Consider the following 23,410-nt stretch of genomic DNA (forward strand, 5'->3'; position numbering starts at 1 on the left):
CATGGACGAGAAGTCAGGGCAGGATCAGATCCCCGACACGCCGCTCTTCGACCGGAAGCGATCGCTGGGCGGGTATCGCATCAACAAGATGGCCATGGGCCTGAGCAGGCCCGAGAGTCGCGAGGCGTTCAAGCAGGATGAGAGTGCCTATCTCGACCGCTTCGGCCTGACGGCGGAGGAGAAGGAGGCCGTCATGACGCGCAACTGGCGCGAGATGGTGCGGCTCGGCGGCAACCTGTTCTTCATCCTCAAGATCTCCGCCGTCGATCCAGTTCGCATCACCGAGATCGGCGCCCATCAGGCGGGCATGGAGCACGACGATTTTCTGCGCAACCGTTTAGGGAAGAAAGTATAATGGCGAAGCTCATCGGAGGATTGGGAACGTCCCACGTTCCCTCGATCGGCGCAGCAATCGACAAAGGCCTGCGCGACACGCCGGACTGGAAGCCGTTCTTCGACGGGTACATTCCAGGGCAGGAATGGGTGAAGGAGCATAAGCCCGATGTGGCGGTCGTGATCTTCAACGACCACGGTAATTCCTTCTTCCTCGACAAGGTGCCGACCTTTGCGGTGGGCTGTGCCGAGGAGTACCGTCCGGTCGACGAGGGCTGGGGCCCCCGAGCCATCCCGCCGTTCAAGGGTGCAGTCGATTTCTCCTGGCATTTCATCGATACCCTGATCGAGAACCGGTTCGACCCCATGATCTGCCAGGAGATCGAGGTGGACCACGGTATTCAGGTTCCCATGGAGCTGTTCTGGGGCCGCCCCGCCGAGTGGCCGGTGCGCGTGGTGCCGATCTTCGTCAACGTGATCCAGTATCCGATCCCGCTTCCGAGCCGGTGCTACGAGATGGGCCACGTCCTGCGCCAAGCCATCGAGAGCTATCCCGGCAACGAACGCGTCGTCGTTCTCGGCACAGGCGGCCTGTCCCACCAATTGCAGGGAGCTCGTGCGGGGTTCGTGAACCCGCAGGCAGACCAAGCTTTCCTGAACGACATCGCTACCGATCCAGACAGGCTCGCGGGCATGTCCCGGGAGCAATATGTGGAGATGTTCGGCAGCGAGGGGGCGGAGCTGATGATGTGGCTCGTCATGCGCGGAGCCATGGATCGCGATGTGGTCGTCCGGCACAAGCACTACTTCGTTCCCGCGTCCATGACAGGCGCCGGCATGATCGTGATGGAAAACGAGGCGACGGCTTCTCCGGCCGTGGCGGCATGACACCATGTATTGGCTCATGATCTGCCGCCATAAACCGGGCATGGCGGACCTGCGCGAGCAGCACAGGGACGCGCATCGCCATCATGTCGCTACAGGGGGAGGCGGCCTCGCCAGGGTGCTGATCGGCAGTGCCCTTACTGAGGATGACGCCGAGGCGCCGCTGGGTAATTTCGGGATTCTGGAGGCTCCCACGCGGGAGGCCGCACAGGCTTTCGCGGAGAACGATCCGTTTGCCCGCACGGGCCTTGTGGAATCCATTGAGATTACGGCTCTCGCCTCACGGTTCCAGGCTCACCGGATCGATCCCATGACACGGTAGGAGCGGAAACAGAAGGTCGGGCCGTCCAAGAGCCCAGGCCATAACAATCATCAGGAGGAAGCGAATGAAACGTCGGACATTCTTGAGGGCTGCGGGAGCAGCGGCTGTGACGCTGGCCCTGAGCGGGGCAGCTCTGGCGCAGGAGACGGTGAAGATCGGTTTGATCCTGCCGATGACGGGGCCGTTCGCCTCGACGGGGCGGCAGATCGAGGCGGCAGCCAAGCTGTACATGCAGCAGAAGGGCGACACGGTGGCGGGCCGGAAGATCCAGCTGATCGTCAAGGACGACACGGGCGTGGCGGACGTGACCAAGCGCCTGGCCCAGGAGCTGATCGTCAACGACAAGATCAGCGTCATGGCGGGCTTCGGCCTCACCCCTCTGGCCCTCGCCTCGGGTCCATTGGCGACGCAGGGCAAGGTTCCTGCCGTCGTCATGGCTGCGGCGACCTCGACGATCACGGAGGCTTCGCCCTTCATCGTTCGCACCAGCTTCACGGCGGCCCAAGCCACTGTTCCTCTTGCCGATTGGGCTGCCAAGAACGGTCTCAAGAAAGTCGTGACGCTGGTTTCGGACTATGGCCCGGGCATCGACGTGGAGAAGGCCTTCACGGAAGTCTTCACCAAGGCGGGCGGCCAAGTGGAGAACCTGCGGGTGCCGCTGGCAAACCCCGACTTCTCGCCCTTCCTGCAGAAGGTGGCCGACGCCAAGCCCGACGCGCTTCTGGCCTTCGTACCCTCCGGCGTGGGTGCGCAGTTCATGAAGCAGTTCGTGGAGCGCGGCCTCGACAAGAGCGGCATACGACTCCTGGCTGAAGGAAGCGTGACGGACGACGATCTGCTCAACAACATCGGGGATGTAGCACTGGGCGCCATAACCACACACCACTACTCCGCGTCTCACGACAGCCCTGAGAACAAGGCTTTCGTAGAGGCCTTCAAGAAGATCAGCAATGGGGCGCGCCCGAACTTCATGGCGGTGGGCGGCTATGACGGCATGCACCTGATCTACGAGGGCCTGAAGAAGACCAACGGCCAGGGCGGCCAGGCGCTGATCGACGCCATGAAAGGCATGAGCTGGACCAGCCCGCGCGGTCCGGTGTCGATCGATCCGCAGACCCGCGACATCATCCAGAACATCTATGTGCGGAAAGTGGAGCGCAAGGACGGGGAGCTCTACAACGTGGAGTTTGCCACGATCCCCAACGTCAAGGACCCGGTCAAAGCCGCCAAGGCCAACTGATCCCGCCACGTCACGAGAAGCGCCGCACCCCTCATGCGGCGCTTCTTACTGTATACACCATACTGTAAATTTTCTGGTTTGCTGCTCTGCAACATCGAAATTCGGCCATAATAGCCCTTCGTATAATTGTTCCAAGCAAGTGCCTGTATACATTCTGCATCCGTGGAGGAAGACCATGACAGATGCCCGACCGTTTCCGCTAAACGCGTGGTACGCCGCAGCCTGGAGCCATGAAATCAAGCACGAGCTGGCGGCGCGGACGATCTGCAACAAGGATATGGTGCTCTACCGCCGCTCGGACGGCCAAGTCGCCGTCCTGGAGGATGCGTGCTGGCACCGGCTGCTGCCCCTCTCCATGGGCCATCTCAAGGGTGACGAGGTGGTCTGCGGTTATCATGGCCTCGTCTTCAACGCTGCCGGCCGCTGCACTTACATGCCCGCACAGAAGACCATCAATCCATCGGCCTGCGTGCGCGCCTATCCTGTGGTCGAACGCCATCGACTTGTCTGGGTATGGCCCGGCGATCCCGCGCTTGCCGACCCGAACAAGATTCCCGACTTCCACTGGAACGACGGCACCGAATGGGTTGGCGAGGGCGGCACCTTTTACAATCTGAAATGCGACTACCGCCTCGTGATCGATAACCTCATGGACCTGACGCACGAGACTTATGTTCATGCAGGCAGCATCGGCGATGAGGCGATCACCAGTGCGCCCTTCGACGTTACCCATACGGATCGCACGGCAACCGTGACCCGCTGGATGACCAATATCGAGCCGCCGCCCTTCTGGGCCAAGCAGCTCGACAGGCCGGGCGAGCATGTAGACCGGTGGCAGATCATCTACTTCCAGGCGCCCTCGACAGTAGTTGGCGACGTGGGTGTGGCCGTGGCCGGAACCGGTGCGCCGCAGGGTGATCGCTCGCAGGGTGTCAATGGCGCGTTCCTGGCTGCCATCACGCCGGAAACCGACAAGAGCTGCCACTATTTCTGGAACTTCGTGCGGACCTTCCGCACGGATGACGAGCAGCTCACGAAGGATATCAACAAGGCCCACGTCAACGAAGGCAAGGGCGTGTACGATCAGGACCACGTGGTGCTCGAAGCCCAGCAGATCGCTATCGACAAGAACCCGCGCCTGCCATTCTACAACCTCAACATCGATGCTGGCGCCCTCTGGGCCCGCAAGCTGATCGACACGATGCTGGAAGCCGAGCACGGGCAGCCGGTTCCCGTGCCCAGCGAGGCGGCCGAGTAGGTTCGACGATGAGCAAGCAGGTCGAATGGCGAAAAGGAACCTTGCGATCGGTGCGGGATCTCACCCCGGATATCCGGCTCTTCGAGATCGAGCCGGAGGGAGAGTTCGTCGCACCGACGCCGGGAAGCCATATCAATGTGGGGGTGCAGATCGGGGAGCGGCCGGATGTGCGCTCCTATTCTGTCGTCGGCCCGTGCACGGACGGGCTTTACCGGATTGCCGTGAAGCGCTTGCCTGACAGCCGCGGCGGGTCGCTCTACATGTGGAGCCTCTCGCCCGGCGCTCAGCTCAGCATCTCGACCCCTGGCAATCACTTTGATCTCAGCTTAGGGCGGCCGGAATATCTCCTGCTTGCGGGCGGCATCGGCATCACGCCGATCTTCAGTATGGCGCTGGCTCTCGCACATGCCGGCGCGAACTTCCGCGTGCTCTACGCCTGCCGGAGCCGGCAGGACATGGCTCTCGCCGAGGAGATGCGGGAGCAGATCGGAGACCGGCTGCAGGTGTTTCTCGACGAAGAGGGAGCCCGCGTGGATCTGGACGCGGAGATAGTCCGGCTTACACCCGGCGGGGAGCTCTATGTCTGCGGTCCCATCGGGATGCTGGAGGCAGCCAAGCGCGCATGGCAGAGGAGCGGCCGGGCCGTGGACCAGCTTCGCTTCGAGACCTTCGGCAACAGCGGCCGCTATGCCACCGAGGCCTTCAAGGTGAAGATCCCGCGGCTCGGGATGGAAGTCGATGTTCCGCACAACAAGACCATGCTCGAAGCCCTGGAGGGTGCCGGAGTCGCGATGATTTCCGATTGCCGCCGGGGCGAGTGCGGTCTCTGCGCCCTCTACATTGTCGAGACGACCGGCACGGTCGATCACCGGGACGTGTTCTTCAGCGACGAGGAGAAGGCCGAGAACAGGAAGCTATGTACCTGCGTGTCCAGGGTCGCCGGCGGAGATATCATCATCGACACGGCTGACAGGGCCGCATGAACGGCCTAGCTTGAGCACGGAAAGAAATTGAGGGGACCATGATCAAGGCCGGGGAGAATGGCAACGACCGCTCGGTGACGCAGACCGTGAGGGCGCAACTCGCCCTACGCGAACTCGTCCTGCGCGGCGAGCTCAATCCCGGCGAGCGGGTTTCCGAGCTGCAGATGGTCGAGCGCCTCGGTGTCTCCCGGACGCCGGTCCGCATGGCGCTCGTGCGGCTGGAAGAGGAGGGATTGCTGGAAGCGATTCCCTCCGGCGGCTTCTCCGTCAAGACCTTCTCCGAGAAAGAGGTCTTCGAGGCAATCGAGATCCGAGGGACGCTCGAGGGCCTTGCAGCGCGTCTGGCAGCGGAGCGCGGCGTCGGTCGAACGGAGCTCCGCAATGCGGCCGGCTGCCTCGAGGCGATCGACGACGTCATGCGTCGCGGCAAGGCTGAAATCGATCTGTTGCGCTACGTCGAGCTGAACGCCCGCTTCCACGACATTCTGATCGGCATGGCCGACAGCCAGGCGCTCGCCCGGCAGCTCGAACGGGTCAATGCATTGCCGTTCGCCTCGCCCAGCGCCCTGGTGCCTGTCCAGTCGCGCTCCCCGGAGATGAATTACATCCTCAGCGTGGCCCAGGACCAGCATCACTGCGTTCTTGCGGCCATCGAGCGACGGGAGGGCGCCCGCGCTGAAGCCATCATGCGCGAACACGCCCGCATTGCTCATCGCAATCTGGAGCGTGCACTGACAAACCAAAGGGACATGGATCTCGTGCCGGGTTCGGTGCTCATCAAGAGGCGCATCCGTGCCTGAGCTGCAAAGGCGAATACGCCAAAGAGAAAGAGGGAGAAGCACATGCGACGTCGGACATTCTTGAGGGCTGCGGGAGCGGCGGCTGTGACGCTGGCCCTGAGCGGGGCAGCTCTGGCGCAGGAGACGGTGAAGATCGGTTTGATCCTGCCGATGACGGGGCCGTTCGCCTCGACGGGGCGGCAGATCGAGGCGGCAGCCAAGCTGTACATGCAGCAGAAGGGCGACACGGTGGCGGGCCGGAAGATCCAGCTGATCGTCAAGGACGACACGGGCGTGGCGGACGTGACCAAGCGCCTGGCCCAGGAGCTGATCGTCAACGACAAGATCAGCGTCATGGCGGGCTTCGGCCTGACGCCACTCGCCCTTGCCCCAGCCCCGCTTGCCACCCAGGCAAAAGTGCCGGCCGTCGTCATGGCTGCGGCGACCTCGACGATCACGGAGGCCTCGCCCTTCATCGTTCGCACCAGCTTCACCCTTCCCCAGGCCACCGTGCCGATGGCGGAGTGGGCTGCGCAAAACGGCATCAAGAAGGTGACGACGCTGGTGTCCGATTACGGCCCCGGCATCGACGCCGAGAAGGCGTTTACCGGCGCGTTTGCGGCCAAGGGCGGTCAGGTTGAGAACCTGCGGGTGCCGCTGGCAAACCCGGACTTCTCGCCCTTCCTGCAGAAGGTGGCCGACGCCAAGCCCGACGCGCTCTTCGTCTTCGTGCCGTCAGGCATCGGCGCGCAGTTCATGAAGCAGTTCGTGGAGCGCGGCCTCGACAAGAGCGGCGTCAAGCTGATCGGACCCGGCGACGTGACCGATGATGACATCCTGAACGGCATGGGCGATGTGGCACTGGGCGCCATCACGACCCAGCACTACTCCGCCTCTCATGACAGCCCCGAGAACAAGGCCTTCGTGGAAGCGTTCAAGAAGGCCAATCCCAGCATGCGCCCGAACTTCATGGCGGTGGGCGGCTATGACGGCATGCACCTGATCTACGAGGGCCTGAAGAAGACCAACGGCCAGGGCGGCCAGGCGCTGATCGACGCCATGAAAGGCATGAGCTGGACCAGCCCGCGCGGTCCGGTGTCGATCGATCCGCAGACCCGCGACATCATCCAGAACATCTATGTGCGGAAAGTGGAGCGCAAGGACGGGGAGCTCTACAACGTGGAGTTTGCCACGATCCCCAACGTCAAGGACCCGGTCAAAGCCGCCAAGGCCAACTGATTGACGATACCAACAAGAGGGGCGCCGTTCAGCGCGGCGCCCCTCGGGAACGAGTTTTGCGGAGAACGCGGTGCTGACCATTCTCTTCGATGGCATTGCCTACGGCATGCTTCTGTTCGTGCTGGCCTGCGGCTTGGCCGTCACGCTCGGCCTGATGAATTTCGTCAATCTCGCCCATGGCGCCTTCGCCATGGCCGGCGGTTACGTCACGGCCGTGCTGATGAACCGGATCGGCGTGCCTTTCCTGGCAACCCTGCCGCTTGCCTTCATTGTCCCGGCAATCCTCGGTCTTGTGCTTGAGAGAACCCTTTACAAGCGGCTCTATACCCGCAGCCACCTGGATCAGGTGCTGTTCTCCATTGGGCTTGTCTTCATGGCGGTCGCTGCCGTCGACTACAGCTTCGGCTCGCAGCAGCAGCTGATCCAGCTTCCCACATGGCTCCAGGGCCGCATCGATATTCTCGGCGTTCAGGTCGGCCTCTATCGCAGCTTCATCATCGCCATCTGCGGTGCGCTCGTGGTTGCTCTTCAGCTTATCCTCACCAAGACCCGCTTCGGCAGCCGCCTGAGGGCTGCGGTGGACGATCCCCGCGTCGCGCGCGGGCTCGGCATCAACGTGAGCCTGATCTTCGCTACGACTTTCGCGTTCGGCTCCGGGCTTGCCGGGCTGGGCGGGGCACTCGGCGCGGAGATCCTCGGCCTCGACCCGACATTTCCGCTCAAGTTCATGATCTACTTCCTGATCGTCGTCACGGTCGGCGGGACGACCAGCATCACCGGGCCGTTTCTGGCCTCGCTCCTCCTCGGCATCGCCGATGTGGCCGGCAAGTACTACGTGCCGAGCGTCGGCGCCTTCGTCATCTACACGCTGATGATCGTCGTTCTCGTTCTGCGCCCGCAGGGGCTCTTCGAACGTGCGCGCTGATCCAACAGGAACTGAACCTATGTCGACGAGCATCGCCGATCACGTCAGAACAACCCTGGTCCGAAGGGGGCGATGGGGAATTGGCGAAATTCTCTTCTGGCTCATCGCCGCCGCGACCCTGTACTTCCTGCCCGAGCGGCATCTCATCCTGAACGAGATCGCGATCATTGGTCTCTTCGCGCTCTCCCTCGACCTCATTCTCGGCTATGCCGGCATCGTGTCGCTCGGCCATGCAGCATTCTTCGGGCTGGGGGCGTACACGGCCGGAATTCTGGCGAGGGACGGGATCGCAGATCCGTTGCTTGGGTTGGGAGCAGCGGCGATAGCCGCTGCGATCCTGGGCTTCGTGACCAGCTTTCTCGTGCTGCGGGGCTCCGATCTGACCAAGCTGATGGTGACGCTAGGGGTTGCACTCGTTCTGGGCGAGGTCGCTAACCAGGCCTCCTGGCTCACGGGTGGCGCGGACGGTCTTCAGGGGATCACCATGGGACCCATCCTCGGTCTGTTCGAGTTCGACATCTTCGGCACAACGGCCTATGCGTACAGCCTCACTGTTACCTTCCTGCTCTTCATCGTCGCGCGCAGGATCGTCGTTTCACCCTATGGCCTCTCGCTGCGCTCGATCCGTGACAATCCCCTGAAGGCCCGCGCTGTCGGCATCCCGGTCAACCGTCGCCTGGTCGCCGTCTATACGCTCGCGGCCGCTTATGCAGGCGTAGCGGGGGCCCTGCTGGCGCAGACCACGCAGTTCGTGTCGCTCGACGTCCTCGCCTTCCATCGCTCTGCCGACGTGATGCTCGTGCTCGTGATCGGCGGCGTCGGATATCTCTATGGCGGTCTCATCGGGGCCATCGTCTTCAAGGTACTGCAGGACATCATCTCGGCCTGGACGCCGCAATATTGGCAGTTCTGGATCGGACTGATCCTGGTCATCATCGTGCTCGCGGGTCGCGAGCGCCTGACCGAGCGCGTGAGGACGCTCTGGAAGGGACTGGCCGGCCGTACGGTCAAACGTCCTGAGACGCTGCCGAAAACGTCTGCCCGGGAGGTGTGACATGACGATCGCGCTCGAAACCAGAGGCCTCGTCAAACGTTTCGGCGGCCTCGTAGCAACGGACAACGTGTCGTTCAAGCTGGAGCAGGGCGCGCGTCATGCCCTGATCGGCCCCAATGGCGCCGGCAAGACCACTTTCATCAACCTGCTCACCGGCGTTATCAAGCCGACAGCCGGACAGATCTTCCTCGAAGGTCAGGAGATTTCAGGACTGCGCCCCGAGTTGCGGGTGCAGCGCGGGCTTGCGCGCACCTTCCAGATCAACCAGCTCTTTCCGGCCATGACCCCGCTTGAAACCATCGGCCTTGCGGTGTCCGAGCGCACCGGGGGTGGGCGAGACTGGTGGCGCGTGACAGGGAGCAGGCGGGAGATCATCGGCGAGATCGTCGACATTGCGCAGCGCTTCCGTCTCACCGATGTGCTCGATGAGCGAACCTCCAATCTGGCATACGGCAAGCAACGGCTTCTGGAGATCGCCGTGGCTTTCGCCTGCAGGCCGCGGGTGCTCCTGCTGGACGAGCCGGCTGCCGGCGTACCGGAGGCGGAGCGGCACGAACTGCTGGCAACAGTGGCGGCGCTCCCGCGCGATGTCTCCGTTCTCCTGATCGAGCATGACATGGATCTGGTCTTCAGCTTTGCGGACCGAATCTCTGTTTTGGTCAACGGAGCGCTCTTCACGGAAGGTACGGTCGAGGAGGTCTCGACCGATCCAAGGGTCCGGGCCGTCTATCTCGGGGAGAGCATCGATGAGTGAGCTTCTTACCCTGCGGCAGGTCTCCGCCGGCTATGGCGACGCCATCGTCATTTCGAGCATCGACCTGCGTCTCAAGTCCGGCGAGTCCCTCGCCGTGCTCGGTCGCAACGGAACAGGCAAGACAACGCTCCTCAACACCATCATCGGCGTCACCCGACACCGCGGCGGCTCCATCATTCTTGATGGCCAGAACCTGACGACCACACGCCCCGACAAGCGCGCTCATGCGGGCATCGGCTGGGTTCCGCAGGAGCGCAATATCTTCAAGTCCCTCACGGTGGAGGAGAACCTGACGGCGGTGGCCCGCCCTGGACCCTGGACCGTGAACCGCGTCTACGAGATGTTCCCCCGCCTCAAGGAGCGCCGGACCAATCTCGGCAACCAACTCTCGGGCGGCGAGCAGCAGATGCTGGCGGTTGCCCGCGCGCTCGTTCTCAATCCCAAGCTCCTGTTGCTGGATGAGCCAACCGAGGGTCTCGCGCCCATCATCATCGAGGAGCTGCTTGCGGCCCTGACACGGATCATCCGCGGGGAGGGCATGTCGGCAATCATCGTCGAGCAGCATGCCCAGAAGATTCTCGGCGTGACCGACAACGCGCTCATTCTCGATCGGGGCGCCATCGTTCATGCGAGCTCGAGCCGGGTCCTGATCGAGGACCCGGCGGCTCTCGAACAGCACCTGGGCGTGACGGCAAAGAAGAAGCCGATCCGCGCCATATCTCACTGAAACGACACATTGGAGGATTGACCCATGCAACGCACCAACCCGCCCTTCCGCGCCGACATGGTCGGCAGCCTTCTGCGCACTGCGGCACTGAAGGACGCTCGCCACAGGCATCACGCCGGGGAGATCTCGGATGAGGCCCTGAAGGAGGTCGAGAATCGTGAGATCCGCGCTCTCATCAAGCGTCAGGAGGAAATCGGCCTGCAGGCTGTAACGGACGGCGAGTTCCGGCGCGCCTACTGGCATTTCGACTTCCTGGAGCATCTCGACGGTGTCACCTCGGTCGAAGCCGATTCCGGCATGAACTTCAAGGGCGGCGTCGGCATTGCCAAAGCGCTGCGCGTAACCGGCAAGGTCGGCTTCTCCGGTCATCATCCGATGATCGACCATTTCCGGTTCGTGAAGGACAACACGGATCGCGTCGCGAAGATGACGATCCCTGGCCCGAGCATGCTGCACTACCGCGGCGGCCGGAAGATGATGAACATGGGCGTCTATCCGAACATGGACGACTTCTATGCCGATGTCGGTCAAGCCTACAACAAGGCCGTTCATTCCTTCTACGACGCGGGTTGCCGCTATCTCCAGCTCGATGACATCTCCTTCGCCTACCTCTGCGATCCAGACCAGCGCGAGATGCTGCGCCAGCGGGGGGACGACCCTGAGAAGCAGCCCGAGATCTATGCCGGCATGGTGCGCGAGGCGCTCAAGGACAAGCCGAGCGATCTGGCCATCACGATGCACCTGTGCCGTGGCAACTTCCGCTCCACCTTCATCGCATCCGGCGGCTATGAGCCCGTGGCCGATGTGCTCTTCAACCGCATGCCGGTTGATGGCTACTTCATGGAATGGGACACGGATCGCGCCGGTGGATTCGAGCCCCTGCGTTTCCTGCCGAAGGGCAAGTCCGTCGTCCTCGGTCTCGTGACCTCCAAGACCGGCGTTCTCGAGAAGAAGGACGATATCAAGCGCCGCATCGACGAAGCTGCCAAGTATGTGGACCTCGACCAGCTCTGCCTCTCGCCACAATGCGGCTTCGCCTCCACGGAGGAGGGTAACACGCTCGCCGAGGAGGAGCAGTGGGCGAAGCTGCGCATGATCGTCGAGATCGCCGAGGAAGTCTGGGGTAGTCCCGGCTCCGGGGCCAAGAAGGCGGCCTGACCGTCAGCCGGGAGCCCGGATGCCAAACGCTCCGGGCTCCCGCCCTACAGGTTCACAGAAGCGATAGACATGGCGATGCAACATGAACCTGTGCTCGACTTGGCTCACCTGGGGCATCTCGAGTTGCTCACGCCGAAGCCGGACGAGAGCCTGCATTTCTTCGTCGACGTGCTCGGCATGACTGAAAGCGGCCGGCAGGGCGACTCGGTCTATCTTCGTGGCTGGGACGATTATGAGCGCTACTCCCTCAAGCTGACCGCTTCGAAACAGCCCGGGATGGGCCACATGGCTTTCCGGGCCAGGAGCCAGCAGGCGCTGGAGCGGCGGGTCGCTGCTCTTAAAGGTTCCGGCTATGACATCGGCTGGACGGATGGCGATGTCGGTCACGGGCCGGCCTTCCTGTGCCGCGATCCTGACGGACATATGCTCGAGCTCTATTTCGAGACCGAATGGTATGTCGCTCCGCCCGAATTGAGACCTGCGCTGAAGAACCAGGCTCAACGCTTTCCGGCCCGCGGCGTGAACGTGCGGCGCCTCGACCACCTGAACTGCCTGGCGTCCGACATTCGCGCGAACCGAATCTTTTTCGAAGATTATCTCGGATGCCGGCTGACCGAGCAGATCATCCAGAATGACGGGGTCGAGGCCGGCATGTGGATGACCCTCACGAACAAGAGCTACGACTTCGCCTTCACCCGTGACCACACGGGGGGCAAGGGGCGCTTCCACCACCTGACCTATGCCCTCGACAGCCGTGAGGATGTTCTCCGGGCTGCCGACATCTTCCTCGAAGCAGGTGTGCCCATCGAATCCGGGCCGCACAAGCACGCAGTCCAGCAAACGTTCTTCCTCTACGTCTACGAACCCGGAGGCAATCGGGTCGAGGTCTGCAATGCGGGCGCCCGACTCATCCTCGCGCCTGACTGGAAGCCTATCGTCTGGACCGAGGAAGAGCGCAAGAAGGGGCAGGCTTGGGGGATGAAGACAGTCGAGTCGTTCCATACCTACGGAACACCACCTGTCGGAGACGCTGGCTGAGCCTTATTCTCTTGAATGTGGGCCTGCTGCTGCAAAGAATTCTACAGAGCAGGTCTCACGGCGTTTCCATGCCGCGACATGAACAAATAGTAGCTGACCGGGATCGCCTCTGGATTGGAGAAGCTGTAGGCGGTCGTCACATCGAAGCGCAGCGCGTCACCGGGCTCCATGCAGAACGTCTCATCTCCGATCTTGACGACGAGCGGCCCGTTTGGCGAGAAAACGAGCTTGCGAGTCGGAACGGGATAGGGGGAGAGCAGACCGGTCGATTGAAGCCCGGGCAGGATGTGTCGAACGACCTCAATGCCATCACCTTCCGCAGGGGAGAAAACGGCTTCTCTTTCCAGACCAGTCGAGGGATCGCGAAAACGGCTTCGACGGTTGGCGCGCTGCAGCTGAATAGAGGCAGACTGGGCTTGTTCTCCAAGCAGTGCAGAAAGACTCACATTGAGCCCGGTAGCAATGCGCACCAGGATCCCTACGGTGGGCATCTTCTCGCCGCGCTCAATTTTCGAGATCATGGCCCGGCTGACTTGGGCCCGCTGGGCCAGCATCGCCAGAGTCAGGTTCTGTGCCCGTCGGAGTTCACGTAGATGCAGTCCGAGAACCGACAGCAACTCTTCAGCAGATTCACTGCTACCCTCAGCATCTTGGATCACGGGAGGGGGTGTATGCATTGGATCAAGCTCGAACGAGATAATATGAAGTGAGAGACCCTGAACCGCGTGAGAACTTGCACACGCGCCGAGGCATCGCAGGGCAGCGTCGCTGACGCTCATTCCAGTCGAGACAACGATCAGATGCCGCTTGCAGGCGCCGGCGACGCATCACTCTCGCCCATCGCGATCAAGAGGAGGGAGGCGCGGACCTGCCTTCATGACTTGCCCGTCGAGCGTGCGGCCCACCAGTTGCTCGGCCAATCGTGCCGCTTTCATCAGTCTCGTGAGGTCCAGGCCCGTTGCAATGCCCATTTCGTGAAGCATATGAACCATGTCCTCCGTACAGACGTTTCCGGCGGCGTTAGGGGCGAACGGGCATCCTCCGAGGCCGCCCACACTGCTTTCGAAGCGTACGATCCCCTCCTGTAGCGCAACCAATACTCCCACCAAACCGAGCCCGCGCGTGTTGTGAAAATGGAATGCCGGATCGATTTCAGGCAGCTTCTCCATCAAGGTTCCGGCGAGCATCTGGACCTGGCGCGGCGTGGCCATTCCGGTCGTGTCGCAGAATGTGATGCGCTGGACTCCTATCCTTTGGATTTCGCCTGCCAGATCGATCACCTGCTCGACCGGTACATCGCCTTCGAAGGGACAGCCGAACGCGACGGAGAGCGAAACGTCGACGCGGACTCTGGCTGCAGTGGCCAGTGTGACGATCTCGTGCAACTCGGTCAGAGACTGATGAGAAACTCGGTTGAGGTTGCGTATCCCATGGGAGTCGGTGGCCGAGAGAACGAACACCAGCAGATCGGCCTGGGCAGCCATAGCGCGCTCGGCACCGCGGACATTAGGAACCAACGCCTTGAGCTCAACATCCCTGATATGGCGAAATGCAGCAAAAACCTCCTCAGCATCCGCGAGCTGAGGTACGCGTGCGGGAGAGACGAAGGATGTCAGCTCTAGGCTGGTGTGGCCGGCATCAATCAACAGGCGGGCCAATGCCAGCTTCTCGTCCGTGGACAGAATGCGTTTCTCTATCTGCAAGCCGTCGCGCAGGCCTACTTCGGTGATTGACACGCGATCGGGCAAGCGGGTCACGGCTCAGATGGTCCCGTTTCGGGAAAGTCGATCCAACTGAGCCTCATCCATCTTCAGAAGATCGCCGTAGACTTCCCTGTTGTGCGCTCCCACGCCGGGGCCAGCCCAGCGGATCTGGCGGGAGGCGGGACCAAACATCGGCACGGTTCCTGGATGAAGCACGCGGCCCAGCCGTGGATCCTCGACCCACTGCACCATCCTGCGAGCGTTGTACTGGGAATCCTCGGCGATGTCGGCGGCCGTATAGACGCGGCTGGACGGGATATCAGCCTCCGCCAGCCTGTGTTCGAGAGACCGCGCATCTTGCTGGCGGGTCCATGTGGCAATTTCGGCCTCAAGGGCGTCGACATTCCGGCAGCGAGCCGGATTGTCGTGGTAACGGGAGTCTTCCGCCAGTTCCGGCCGTCCCATCAAACTGCACAGGGTTCGGAACAGCGCATCGGAGTTGGCCGCAATCAGGACCCAGCCGCCGTCAGCCGTTGGGAATGCATTCGTCGGTGCAGCGGTGCTGATGCGGCCGCCCGATGGCTCGCGCACGACGCCGGTGGCGCCATATTCCGGCAGCACGCCCTCCATGACGCTCAGAACAGCCTCGGTCAGGGCCACATCCGCTACTCTGCCGGTGGGCGCTTTGGACCAGAGGCCCGCCAAGACCGCTATCGCGGCATAGAGGCCGGCAAGTGAATCGCCGATGCTGATGCCCACCCGCACGGGGGGCAGATCCGTGGTACCGGGCGTGTGGTTCGAAAGATGGCGCAACCCGCCCAATGCTTCGCCGATGGCGCCGAAACATGCCCTCTCGGCCAAGGGCCCTGTCAACCCATACCCGGAGACGTGGCATATCACCAGATCCGGACGGATCTCGTGCAGCCGTGCGTCATCGAAGCCAAGCCGCGCCAGCTGCCGGGGACGCAGGTTCTCGACGAGAGCGTCGGATTGCGCCACCAGCTGCTCCAAGAGGGAGCGGCCCTCATCCGACTTCAGGTCGAGGGTGACGCATTTCTTGTTCCGGCCATGAACGGACCACCAATAGCTGTATCCGTCACGCGCCGCTCCCCATCTGCGCACGGGGTCACCTGAAACCGGAGGCTCCACCTTGATCACCTCCGCGCCAAGATCAGCCAGGAGTCTGGTGGCGAAGGGTGCGGCAATGTAGTGTCCGATCTCGAGAACCCTCAGGCCCTCCAGCGGCAGGCTCTCGGAAGCGATGGGCTGCGCGGCTGTCATTGCGGCTCCACCTTCTGACGGTCCGGGTCGTTCAACCATCGGCCGGTAAGATATGCGATGATTTCGCCCACGATCCCTTTGCGGAAGAGCATGACGCAGATGATGAAGGCGGCCCCGATGAAGATCGTGACCGGCACCGCGGTCGAGGCCAGATAGTTCTGGATGGTCAACACGAGAGCGGCGCCGATAACCGGGCCGAGGAAGGTGCCGACACCTCCCAGAAGCGTCATGAGGATCACTTCCCCCGACATCTGCCAGGCGACGTCGGTGAGCGTCGCAATCTGGAAGACGAGAACCTTGAGTGATCCGGCAAGCCCCGAGAGCGCGGCCGAGATGACGAAGACGGTCAGCTTGTAGCGGTTGGTATGATAGCCCAGGGACAAGGCACGGGGCTCGTTCTCGCGAATGGCGGTCAAGGAGGCGCCGAAAGGCGAGTGAACGACCCTCCAGATCACCGCCATGCCGATCAGGAACACGGCCAGGACAAAGTAGTAGAGCCTCGTGTTGTCTGTAAGTGACACGAGGCCGAGGAAGTCGGGTCGCGGCACACGCTGGATGCCGTCCTCGGCATTCGTAAACGGCGCCTGGAAAAAGGCGAAATAGGCCATCTGCGAGAGCGCAAGCGTCGTCATGGCGAAGTAGAAGCCCTGTCGCCGAATTGCGATGATGCCCATGAGAAAGCCGGTTACGAGCCCGAAGGCGACACCGATCATGAGACCGGATCCCGCTCCGAAGCCCCATTCCTTGATGGCATGGGCCGTGATGTAGGCGGCTCCCCCAAAGAAGGTTGCATGCCCGAAGGCCACCATGCCGCCGTAGCCCAAGACGAGATTCAATGCCGATGCGAAGAGGCCGAAGCACAACAGCTTCATCAGAAAGACGGGATAAAGAAACAATGGGGCTACGGCCATGAGCGCCAAGCCCGCAAGCAGCAGACCGATGTTGAGGTGCTTGCGCCGTTGCAGAGGAAGAGAGGGCGATGCGGAGACCATGGTGATCATTCCCCTTTTCCGAACAGTCCGCGCGGGCGCAGGAAGAGCACCACAGCCATGATGAGGAATGGCACGAGGTTTGCGGACGGCGGCCAGTAGACTTTAGCCAGTGCCTCCAGCGTGCCCAGCATCAATCCGCTGACGATGGCGCCGGTAATCGACCCGAGGCCGCCGATGATGACCACCGCAAACACAACGATGATGAGGTTGGCGCCCATGAGCGGGCTGACCTGGAAAACCGGCGCTGCGACAACGCCTGCAAAGCCGGCCAGAGCTCCGCCGAAGGCGTAGGTGCATGTCAGAAGGAGAGGGACGTTGACGCCGAAGACTTCGAGCAGGCGGCTGTTCTCAGTCGCGGCGCGGAGTTTTGCGCCGAGCGAGGTATATTCGATAATCAGCCAGGTGAGCAGGCAAAGCAGAAGTGAGATCCCGATGGCGAAAGCGCGGTAGTGCGGCAGATACATGAATCCGAGATTGCTCGTGCCGCTGAGGATGGCTGGCACCTGATACGGCTGCCCGGCCACGCCGAAGTAGAACTGGAGCAGGCCTTCGATGAGCAAGGCGATGCCGAATGTCAGTAGAAGTCCGTAGAGCGCATCGAGACCGTAGAGCTTCCTCAGGAGTGATCGCTCCAGCACGGCTGCCAGTACGGCAACGATGAGGGGAGCGATGACAAGGCAGGCCCAAAAACTGAAGCCTGCGTGGCTGGTCAGAAGGAAAGCCGCGAAGGCTCCTACGGTGTAGAATGCGCCATGGGTGAAATTGACAACCCGAAGCAAGCCGAAGATCACCCCGAGGCCGAGGCTGAGGAGAGCGTAGAAAGCGCCATTGAACAGGCCGATCACGAGCTGGGAGGCCAGCGCAACGAGAGGAACGCCGAAGATCATTGTCACGGCCTATATTCCGATCAGGCTGGAGATAGTGTCGAGACGCGCGTCGAGGTCGCGGGCAGGGAAGTCATCAACTACTTGCCCTTCCTCCATGAGGTAGAAATGATCCGCCAGGTGACGCGCGAAGTGAAAGTTCTGCTCGACCAGCAGCATGGTCAGGCCATCCTTTTTCAGCCCGTTGAGGACGCGGCCGATATGCTGGACGAGGACGGGCGACAGACCTTCGGTCGGCTCATCGAGGATGAGAAGCTCAGGCCCTGCCCGTAGCACGCGCGCGATGGACAGCATCTGCTGCTCGCCTCCCGAGAGGGTCCCTCCGGCAGCGCGCCGTCGCTCCTTGAGATTGGGAAAGAGATCGAAGATCCGCTCCAGGCTCATCCCGCGATCGCTGATCCTGGGCAGCAGATCGAGGTTCTCCTGAACAGATAGCGACGCATAGATGCCACGTTCCTCGGGAACGTAACCGATGCCCGTACAGGCGATGCGGTGACGTGGCATGCCAATCAGTTCCGTGCCGTTCATGCGGACGGAACCCGTGGCTCGCGACAGAAGCCCCACGATGCCGCGCAGCGTAGAGGTCTTTCCCACGCCGTTTCGCCCCAGAATTGCAACGGTCTGAGCGCGCGGCACCGACAGATTGACCCCATGGAGAATATGGCTTTCGCCATACCAGCCCTCGAGGTTCTCGATCCAAAGCAGGGGCTCATACCTCATAGCCGGCTCCGATGTAGGCCTGGCGCACGGAGGCGTTGTCACGGATCTCGCCGTAGGTGCCTTCCGCCATGACTTCGCCGCGCACCAGAACGGTGACCCTGTCGCAGAGGCTTTCGACAACCGAGAGATTGTGCTCGACCATCACCACGGTGCGGTCCTGTGCGACGCTGCGGATCAGCTCCACGATCATCGGGATGTCTCCTGCCGCCATTCCGGCAATCGGTTCGTCAAGCAGCAGAACTTTCGGCTCCATGGCCAGGGTGGTGGCAATCTCAAGGGCGCGTTTGCGTCCGTAGGAGACTTCCGAACAAAGCCGGTTTGCCAGCGCGGCCAGCCCGACGCGATGGAGCAGTCGGTCGGCCTCTTCGTCGAAGCGGCGCAGAGCGCGCGAAGGCTGCCAGAACTGATGGCTGGACCCATGGCGGCGTTGCAGAGCGACACGTATATTCTCGCGCAGCGTCAGGCCCGGAAAGATCGAGGAGATCTGAAAGGAGCGGCAAAGACCCCGCAAGGCAACATCGGCAGGTCCTTTGCCGGTGATGTCCTCGCCCCGTAAGAAGATGCTGCCTGATGTTGCAGAGTGGAACCGCGTGAGCAGACCGAAGAGCGTGGTCTTGCCCGCGCCGTTCGGGCCGATCAGGGCATGGATGCTGCCTTCCCGCACCTTGAGATCCACGCCCTTGACGGCAAGGAAGCCACCGAAACTCTTGCTGACCTGCCGCGCTTCGAGAACGATGCTCATCGGGTCGCCGCTCCGTCGAGTGGGGTGAACTTGGTGAAGAGGGGCCGGGTGCTGGCGAGCGAAGGGCGATCCTTCAGCATGGACACCACAGCAGACAGCTGCGGACGGCTTGGGGAGTCGAAGGCACCGCCAAACCGCATTTGCAGGTACTCAACGACGATCACCGGAAGAAAGGCTGCGATCCCGGGCCGGGCCAACAATGGATCCCGCTGCTCGATGATCAACTGCTCCAGCCGATCCAGGCTGCGGTGAGTCGCGTTTTGCCGACGGCGGGCGACAGAGGAGGAGTCGAACGCCGTATCGCTGACCGATCCCGATGTGACCATGCGTCCTGCCATGATCGCAGCGGCAGCGTCGATGATGCCGAGACAGATCCCGCCAAGCTGGCTCTGAGCATCGGATTGAAACCACAGCCGCCCTGCCTCGCCCGAGCGGCGCGCCGCATAATCCGCGATCAGGAGCGATTCCGTGATCGTTTGCGCGTCATCGTCATCGCCCGAGCCTACAACCAGAGCCGGAACCCGACCGGCCGGATTATGCTCCACCAAGTCGGGAGGATTCTGCCAGGGATCCAGGATGATGATCTCCAGTTCTCCGAGGCGAGCCTCGAGGCACATGACGCACGCCAGACGCGCGTAGGGAGATGTCGGGCTGACATAGAGTCTCATGGGAGATCTCCGCTATCGAGGACCTGCTCTGTCGAGCAGGTCCAAGCGGTTCTAGAGGGCTGGAGTAGACGATCCCGCCTGGGGGATCACTTCACGTGCGGGCAGCCGCTTTCCTTGGCGGTGCGGAACAGACCTTCAGCCGGGATCTTGGCGACGATCTTGTAGAGGTCGTTCGGCCCCTTCGATTCCGCAGGAGTCTTCACCTCGACCAGCAGCATGTCGTAGGTTACGCGGCCGTTGGCCTGAATGCGCGGGTTTTCCCAGATGCCGGTGGTGATGGGGAACTCCCGCATCTTTGCCGCCACCTTGTCCGGATCATCCGTGCCGGCTGCCTTCACCGCTTCCAGATAGTGCGTGACCGCGCCATAAGCGCCCATGTGGCCCATGGTCGGGGTCTTGCCGCCGTTCTTCGCCATCATTCTCTTGGCTAGAGCGCGCGTCTTGTCGTTCAGGTCCCAGTAGGTCGAGACCGACATGCGCATGCCCTTTGAGGCCGCGAGGGTCAGGGCCTCGATGTTGTTCTCGTAGACCATCATGGCGGCGAGCTTGCCGCCGACGCCGAACTGCCCGGCCTGCTTCACTGTGGTCTCGAGATCGGTGCCCGCATTGGCAAGGCCGATGACGTCGGCACCCGAGCCCTGCGCCGTCAGCAGGGCCGAGGCCATGTCGTTCGAATTGAGCGGATGCAGGGTCTGCCCAAGCACCTTGCCGCCGGCAGCCTGGATCGACTTGCTTGCGTCAGCGATCAGGGTGTGACCGAAGACGTAATCCGCCGCGATCAGATACCAAGTCTTCTTGCCTTCTCCGACGATGCGCGAGGTCACAGCGCGCGACAGTTCCTGCGTCGAGGGCGCGAACTGGAAGCCGTAGGGTGAGCATTGCGCTTCCGAGAAGTTGGGCGCATAGGCGCCGCTGGCAAGGGTGAAGACCTTCGCCTCGGCTGCACGCGCCTGTGCGGCAAGGCCGACTGCGCTCGATCCACCAAGGGTCATGGCGCGGATCTTGTGCTCCTCGATGTAGCGCTGAGCCTGAGCCGAGCCGACGTCAGGCTTGTTCTGGTGGTCCGCATGCACGATTTCGATAGGGCGGCCCAGCACCTTGCCGCCTGCATCTTCAACTGCCAGCAGCGTGCCGGGGCCTCCGTTTGCCGCGAAGATGCCGGACATGTCGTCGAGCACCAGGATCTTCACCGGGCCGCCTTGAGCGAGGGCAGCCAGGGGCAGGGCAGTCGATAGAAGAGCGGCGCTTAGCAGTGTCTTCCATTTGTTGTTCATGTTTTCCTCCCTCTCACTTCGGCAGGCTCTGCGGATGTTCTCTCCGCGCGACGATGGGACTGCCTGCCAAGTCCCTCCAGATTTCCGATCCTTCGACCTGCACTGAGCGGTTCGCTGCCTCTATTGCAGGGTGAAAGGGTTGGAAATTCTCGACTTCGGATTGATGAAGACGCTCTTCGCCTCAAGGTATTCGTAGATCGCCGCCTTGCCGTTCTCTCGCCCGATTCCCGAGGATTTTGAAGCCTCCGAAGGGCGCCATGTAGCTGACGACGCGATAGGCATTCACCCAGACAGTGCCTGCCCGCAGCCTGCGCGGCATCGTGATCGCCCGCTCCAGGCTTTGGCTCCACAATCCTGCGGCCAGCCCGTAGGGCGTATCGTTGGCAAGCGCCACCGCTTCGTCGTCGGTGCTAAACTTGAGAACGGAGAGAACCGGGCCGAACACCTCTTCCCTTGCGATGTGCATGGTGTTGTCGACACCCGTGAAGATGGTGGGTTCGACGAACCAGCCTTCCTTCAGGCCCTCGGCCTCAGGCCGCTTGCCGCCGAGCGCGCAAACCGCTCCCTCAGACCGGGCGATGTCGATGAATTCGAGCGTCTTCGTCAATTGCGGCTCGGTCGCGATGGGGCCGACGTCGGTGGTGTCGCTGCGCGGGTCGCCAAGGCGCGCCTGCCGCATCCGCTCCACCAGCTTTTCGACGAAGCTGTCGTGAATGCTCTCGTGAACGATGAGGCGGGAGCCCGCCATGCAGGTCTGCCCCGCCGCTGCAAAGATGCCAGAAATGACGCCCTTCACCGCCGCGTCGAGATCAGCGTCCTCGAAGATGATGTGAGGCGACTTGCCGCCAAGCTCCAGCGACACGCGCTTGAAGCTTTCCGCTGCCGCGCGCGAAACCAGCCGGCCCCCGACGTCAGACCCGGTGAAAGCGATACGGTCCACCAGCGGATGCTCCGCCAGAGCCGCGCCAGCCTCATGCCCGAAGCCGGTGACCACATTCACCACACCGGGAGGGAAGCCCGCCTGCTCGAAGAGCTCGAGAAAGGCCAGCATCGATACGGAAGCATGTTCCGACGGCTTGATGACGACGGTGTTGCCGGCCGCAAGGGCGGGCGCGAGCTTCCACACGGTCAGGAGCAGCGGCGAGTTCCAGGGTGTGATCGCCCCGACGACGCCCACGGGCTCGTAGCGGATGTAGTGGAGCATGTCCCCTTTATCGATCGGCGTCACTGCGCCTTCGATCTTGTCCGCGAGGCCGCCATAGTACTGGAACCAGCGCGGGATGTAGCGCATCTGCCCCAGCATCTCGACCATGAGCTTGCCGTTGTCCCGCACCTCAAGCTCGGCCAAGCGCTGTGCGTTCTTCTCAATGAGATCGGCCAAACGATACAGGAGCATCCCGCGATCGCTGGCGAGCATCTTCGACCACGGGCCCGATGTGAACGCCGTATGGGCGGCGCGCACGGCGCGGTCAACATCATCGGCATTGCTGCGGGGCAGTCGCGCCCATGGCTTGCCGCTGTAGGGATCCTTCGTCTCGAACCAGCGTCCTGATGAGGACTCGCACCACTCGCCTCCGATCAGCATCCGGAAGTCCTGGAGAGGCGATGTTCCGACGATTGAGGATCCCACGATACTCTCCCATTCAGGCAGCGGTGGGATGATCTGATAACTGCGAGCCTTGCCCCACCGGCCTAGATTTCATTATAACGTTGCTTTGTCTACCATGGTAGAAATCAGCTGGGCAATAGAGAAAATCTCCTATAGTGGATTTTGTAACTTGAGGAGACCCGCGGCAGGCTTCTCATAACCAAGGGTTGTAACCATGGTTCGTATGAAACCGATGCTTACCGCGACCCATGTTCAGGCAATCACGCCAAGTTGAGGTCCGCTGCTCAATGATGCGGGTCTCGTTTGAGCCTGCCTGGGGAATCTCACCCAGTTCTCAAATTCGATTTTTGTGATGGCGTCGGATCAGCAAGACGGCACCCTTGTCCCGTCCTGGTATTTGGGTCGGGCGTGGCCAAGGGAGGCGTTGAACTCTCGATGATGCCCAAATCCTGCGTTTCCTGAGGCCGACCCATCTCTCACGCAGGATGAGCCCGTGAAGGAGTGTCAGACCTCAGGGGCTATGTTGGACAAAACCACAACCATAAGCTGGCGCTGCCGCCGAAGAGCATGGACTCCTGCGAAGGACAGGCTGCTACGGGGCCTTACCGGCCCCAGCGCAGGACGAGCGGATCGAGGCGCTGGGCGATCTCGATGAGGCCCCTTCTGGTCTCCGGGTGTAGCGGCTGCAGCGGGTGGCGCACCGCCTCCGAGCGGATCACGCCGCCTTCCTTCATCAACACCTTGGCGGCCGAGAGCCCGCATTGCCGGTTCTCATAGTTGATCAGCGGCAGCCAGCGTTCGTAGGCCGCTGCTGCCCCCTCGCGGTCGCCGGCAAAGTAAGG

Annotated in this window: 23 protein-coding genes and 2 pseudogenes; 14 read left to right on the top strand and 11 right to left on the bottom strand. The window is 62.3% G+C overall.

The window, feature by feature from the left end; all coding sequences use genetic code 11:
- Position 1: 1 nt before the first annotated feature.
- The 14 genes from AC0QTX_RS03190 (at position 2) to AC0QTX_RS03255 (ending at position 12,695) form a co-directional block, all read left to right on the top strand.
- Positions 2-355: an extradiol ring-cleavage dioxygenase gene (locus AC0QTX_RS03190; RefSeq protein ID WP_474602374.1), complete on the top strand. Its 354-nt coding sequence runs from the start codon at positions 2-4 to the stop codon at positions 353-355.
- The gene (locus AC0QTX_RS03195; protein ID WP_474602375.1) at positions 355-1,221 is read left to right on the top strand and encodes a class III extradiol dioxygenase family protein; all 867 of its coding nucleotides are present in this window, start codon (positions 355-357) and stop codon (positions 1,219-1,221) included. Before AC0QTX_RS03190 ends, AC0QTX_RS03195 begins: the two co-directional genes overlap by 1 nt.
- Before the next feature lie 4 nt (positions 1,222-1,225).
- Complete coding sequence (locus AC0QTX_RS03200; protein ID WP_474602376.1) at positions 1,226-1,540, top strand: YciI family protein; 315 nt, start codon at positions 1,226-1,228, stop codon at positions 1,538-1,540.
- A gap of 64 nt (positions 1,541-1,604) precedes the next feature.
- A complete protein-coding gene (locus tag AC0QTX_RS03205) occupies positions 1,605-2,780 on the top strand; it encodes an ABC transporter substrate-binding protein (protein ID WP_474602377.1) in 1,176 nt (391 codons plus the stop codon).
- A 175-nt stretch (positions 2,781-2,955) separates the two neighbouring features.
- Positions 2,956-4,038 carry an aromatic ring-hydroxylating dioxygenase subunit alpha gene (locus tag AC0QTX_RS03210; protein WP_474602378.1) on the top strand — a complete coding sequence of 361 codons (1,083 nt, stop codon included), beginning with the start codon at positions 2,956-2,958 and terminating at the stop codon, positions 4,036-4,038.
- 8 nt (positions 4,039-4,046) lie between these two features.
- Positions 4,047-5,021, top strand: coding sequence for a PDR/VanB family oxidoreductase (locus tag AC0QTX_RS03215; protein WP_474602379.1), 975 nt, complete (start codon positions 4,047-4,049; stop codon positions 5,019-5,021).
- 38 nt (positions 5,022-5,059) lie between these two features.
- A complete protein-coding gene (locus AC0QTX_RS03220) occupies positions 5,060-5,821 on the top strand; it encodes a GntR family transcriptional regulator (RefSeq protein ID WP_474602380.1) in 762 nt (253 codons plus the stop codon).
- A gap of 42 nt (positions 5,822-5,863) precedes the next feature.
- Positions 5,864-7,039, top strand: coding sequence for an ABC transporter substrate-binding protein (locus AC0QTX_RS03225; RefSeq protein ID WP_474602381.1), 1,176 nt, complete (start codon positions 5,864-5,866; stop codon positions 7,037-7,039).
- A 70-nt stretch (positions 7,040-7,109) separates the two neighbouring features.
- On the top strand, positions 7,110-7,964 hold the full coding sequence (locus tag AC0QTX_RS03230; protein WP_474602382.1) for a branched-chain amino acid ABC transporter permease: 855 nt from the start codon (positions 7,110-7,112) through the stop codon (positions 7,962-7,964).
- 19 nt (positions 7,965-7,983) lie between these two features.
- A complete protein-coding gene (locus AC0QTX_RS03235; protein ID WP_474602383.1) occupies positions 7,984-9,018 on the top strand; it encodes a branched-chain amino acid ABC transporter permease in 1,035 nt (344 codons plus the stop codon).
- Between the two features lies 1 nt (position 9,019).
- Positions 9,020-9,772 carry an ABC transporter ATP-binding protein gene (locus tag AC0QTX_RS03240; protein WP_474602384.1) on the top strand — a complete coding sequence of 251 codons (753 nt, stop codon included), beginning with the start codon at positions 9,020-9,022 and terminating at the stop codon, positions 9,770-9,772.
- Complete coding sequence (locus AC0QTX_RS03245; RefSeq protein WP_474602385.1) at positions 9,765-10,499, top strand: ABC transporter ATP-binding protein; 735 nt, start codon at positions 9,765-9,767, stop codon at positions 10,497-10,499. Before AC0QTX_RS03240 ends, AC0QTX_RS03245 begins: the two co-directional genes overlap by 8 nt.
- A gap of 24 nt (positions 10,500-10,523) precedes the next feature.
- The gene (locus tag AC0QTX_RS03250) at positions 10,524-11,657 is read left to right on the top strand and encodes a 5-methyltetrahydropteroyltriglutamate--homocysteine S-methyltransferase (protein ID WP_474602386.1); all 1,134 of its coding nucleotides are present in this window, start codon (positions 10,524-10,526) and stop codon (positions 11,655-11,657) included.
- A 75-nt stretch (positions 11,658-11,732) separates the two neighbouring features.
- A complete protein-coding gene (locus AC0QTX_RS03255) occupies positions 11,733-12,695 on the top strand; it encodes a catechol 2,3-dioxygenase (RefSeq protein ID WP_474602405.1) in 963 nt (320 codons plus the stop codon).
- A 41-nt stretch (positions 12,696-12,736) separates the two neighbouring features.
- Here the strand turns inward: AC0QTX_RS03255 and AC0QTX_RS03260 are convergent, their stop codons facing one another.
- The 11 genes and pseudogenes from AC0QTX_RS03260 to AC0QTX_RS03310 all read right to left on the bottom strand — a co-directional run.
- A complete protein-coding gene (locus AC0QTX_RS03260; protein ID WP_474602387.1) occupies positions 12,737-13,354 on the bottom strand; it encodes a helix-turn-helix domain-containing protein in 618 nt (205 codons plus the stop codon).
- Positions 13,355-13,522: 168 nt separating this feature from the next.
- Positions 13,523-14,452, bottom strand: a complete 930-nt coding sequence (locus AC0QTX_RS03265) for a hydroxymethylglutaryl-CoA lyase (protein ID WP_474602388.1) — start codon at positions 14,450-14,452, stop codon at positions 13,523-13,525.
- Positions 14,453-14,455: 3 nt separating this feature from the next.
- Positions 14,456-15,679 (bottom strand): CaiB/BaiF CoA transferase family protein, encoded by a 1,224-nt coding sequence (locus AC0QTX_RS03270; protein WP_474602389.1) that lies wholly within the window; start codon positions 15,677-15,679, stop codon positions 14,456-14,458.
- Positions 15,676-16,671 carry a branched-chain amino acid ABC transporter permease gene (locus AC0QTX_RS03275; protein ID WP_474602406.1) on the bottom strand — a complete coding sequence of 332 codons (996 nt, stop codon included), beginning with the start codon at positions 16,669-16,671 and terminating at the stop codon, positions 15,676-15,678. Before AC0QTX_RS03275 ends, AC0QTX_RS03270 begins: the two co-directional genes overlap by 4 nt.
- A gap of 5 nt (positions 16,672-16,676) precedes the next feature.
- Positions 16,677-17,564, bottom strand: a complete 888-nt coding sequence (locus AC0QTX_RS03280) for a branched-chain amino acid ABC transporter permease (protein ID WP_474602390.1) — start codon at positions 17,562-17,564, stop codon at positions 16,677-16,679.
- A 3-nt stretch (positions 17,565-17,567) separates the two neighbouring features.
- Entirely contained in the window at positions 17,568-18,275 is a 708-nt protein-coding gene (locus AC0QTX_RS03285; RefSeq protein ID WP_474602391.1) for an ABC transporter ATP-binding protein, read from the bottom strand.
- On the bottom strand, positions 18,265-19,017 hold the full coding sequence (locus AC0QTX_RS03290) for an ABC transporter ATP-binding protein (protein ID WP_474602392.1): 753 nt from the start codon (positions 19,015-19,017) through the stop codon (positions 18,265-18,267). The genes AC0QTX_RS03285 and AC0QTX_RS03290 overlap by 11 nt, the downstream gene beginning before the upstream one ends.
- Positions 19,014-19,685 (bottom strand): glutathione S-transferase family protein, encoded by a 672-nt coding sequence (locus AC0QTX_RS03295; RefSeq protein WP_474602393.1) that lies wholly within the window; start codon positions 19,683-19,685, stop codon positions 19,014-19,016. The genes AC0QTX_RS03290 and AC0QTX_RS03295 overlap by 4 nt, the downstream gene beginning before the upstream one ends.
- Before the next feature lie 86 nt (positions 19,686-19,771).
- Complete coding sequence (locus AC0QTX_RS03300) at positions 19,772-20,959, bottom strand: ABC transporter substrate-binding protein (protein WP_474602394.1); 1,188 nt, start codon at positions 20,957-20,959, stop codon at positions 19,772-19,774.
- Between the two features lie 120 nt (positions 20,960-21,079).
- Positions 21,080-22,544 (bottom strand): annotated as a pseudogene (locus AC0QTX_RS03305) (aldehyde dehydrogenase).
- Positions 22,545-23,170: 626 nt separating this feature from the next.
- Positions 23,171-23,410: pseudogene (locus tag AC0QTX_RS03310) on the bottom strand (dihydrodipicolinate synthase family protein); the annotation flags it as partial.

This window comes from Microvirga sp. jy35 (genome assembly GCF_056148915.1).

Bases quoted from the DNA above. Each gene is read 5' to 3' on its own strand.
- AC0QTX_RS03190 (WP_474602374.1), top strand. From the start codon at position 2: ATGGACGAGAAGTCAGGGCAGGATCAGATCCCCGACACGCCGCTCTTC.
- AC0QTX_RS03195 (WP_474602375.1), top strand. From the start codon at position 355: ATGGCGAAGCTCATCGGAGGATTGGGAACGTCCCACGTTCCCTCGATC.
- AC0QTX_RS03200 (WP_474602376.1), top strand. From the start codon at position 1,226: ATGTATTGGCTCATGATCTGCCGCCATAAACCGGGCATGGCGGACCTG.
- AC0QTX_RS03205 (WP_474602377.1), top strand. From the start codon at position 1,605: ATGAAACGTCGGACATTCTTGAGGGCTGCGGGAGCAGCGGCTGTGACG.
- AC0QTX_RS03210 (WP_474602378.1), top strand. From the start codon at position 2,956: ATGACAGATGCCCGACCGTTTCCGCTAAACGCGTGGTACGCCGCAGCC.
- AC0QTX_RS03215 (WP_474602379.1), top strand. From the start codon at position 4,047: ATGAGCAAGCAGGTCGAATGGCGAAAAGGAACCTTGCGATCGGTGCGG.
- AC0QTX_RS03220 (WP_474602380.1), top strand. From the start codon at position 5,060: ATGATCAAGGCCGGGGAGAATGGCAACGACCGCTCGGTGACGCAGACC.
- AC0QTX_RS03225 (WP_474602381.1), top strand. From the start codon at position 5,864: ATGCGACGTCGGACATTCTTGAGGGCTGCGGGAGCGGCGGCTGTGACG.
- AC0QTX_RS03235 (WP_474602383.1), top strand. From the start codon at position 7,984: ATGTCGACGAGCATCGCCGATCACGTCAGAACAACCCTGGTCCGAAGG.
- AC0QTX_RS03240 (WP_474602384.1), top strand. From the start codon at position 9,020: ATGACGATCGCGCTCGAAACCAGAGGCCTCGTCAAACGTTTCGGCGGC.
- AC0QTX_RS03245 (WP_474602385.1), top strand. From the start codon at position 9,765: ATGAGTGAGCTTCTTACCCTGCGGCAGGTCTCCGCCGGCTATGGCGAC.
- AC0QTX_RS03250 (WP_474602386.1), top strand. From the start codon at position 10,524: ATGCAACGCACCAACCCGCCCTTCCGCGCCGACATGGTCGGCAGCCTT.
- AC0QTX_RS03255 (WP_474602405.1), top strand. From the start codon at position 11,733: ATGCAACATGAACCTGTGCTCGACTTGGCTCACCTGGGGCATCTCGAG.
- AC0QTX_RS03270 (WP_474602389.1), bottom strand. From the start codon at position 15,679: ATGACAGCCGCGCAGCCCATCGCTTCCGAGAGCCTGCCGCTGGAGGGC.
- AC0QTX_RS03275 (WP_474602406.1), bottom strand. From the start codon at position 16,671: ATGGTCTCCGCATCGCCCTCTCTTCCTCTGCAACGGCGCAAGCACCTC.
- AC0QTX_RS03285 (WP_474602391.1), bottom strand. From the start codon at position 18,275: ATGAGGTATGAGCCCCTGCTTTGGATCGAGAACCTCGAGGGCTGGTAT.
- AC0QTX_RS03290 (WP_474602392.1), bottom strand. From the start codon at position 19,017: ATGAGCATCGTTCTCGAAGCGCGGCAGGTCAGCAAGAGTTTCGGTGGC.
- AC0QTX_RS03295 (WP_474602393.1), bottom strand. From the start codon at position 19,685: ATGAGACTCTATGTCAGCCCGACATCTCCCTACGCGCGTCTGGCGTGC.
- AC0QTX_RS03300 (WP_474602394.1), bottom strand. From the start codon at position 20,959: ATGAACAACAAATGGAAGACACTGCTAAGCGCCGCTCTTCTATCGACT.